Raw genomic sequence first — 232 nt, forward strand, 5'->3', positions numbered from 1 at the left:
CTCGGCGGCGAGGGGGGTGCCACCAAGAACCACCACGGCACCCTCCACGCCATGCAGCACCCCCCCCTGGGGTACGCGACCGGCGGCGAGGACCCCGCCCGCCGGACCGTCCCCGGCGCGGAGTCCAAGCGGATCGACCCGCAGGTCGCCGCGCACGGCAGCCAGCCCCAGGAGCTCACCCGCCCCCGCAGCTGGCACTACTCGACCTTCGACCTCGTCGCCTACACCCGCC

The 232-nt window shown here is 75.9% G+C and carries 1 protein-coding gene; it reads left to right on the forward strand.

Features of this window, described 5'->3' with window-relative positions:
• Positions 1–232 (forward strand): alginate lyase family protein (locus tag KVT44_RS57350; protein WP_217577239.1); only part of this gene is annotated, 232 nt, incomplete at both ends.

Origin of the sequence: Streptomyces sp. GbtcB7 (assembly GCF_019091445.1) — a bacterium.
In the GTDB taxonomy this organism is placed as follows: Bacteria; Actinomycetota; Actinomycetes; order Streptomycetales; family Streptomycetaceae; genus Streptomyces; species Streptomyces mirabilis.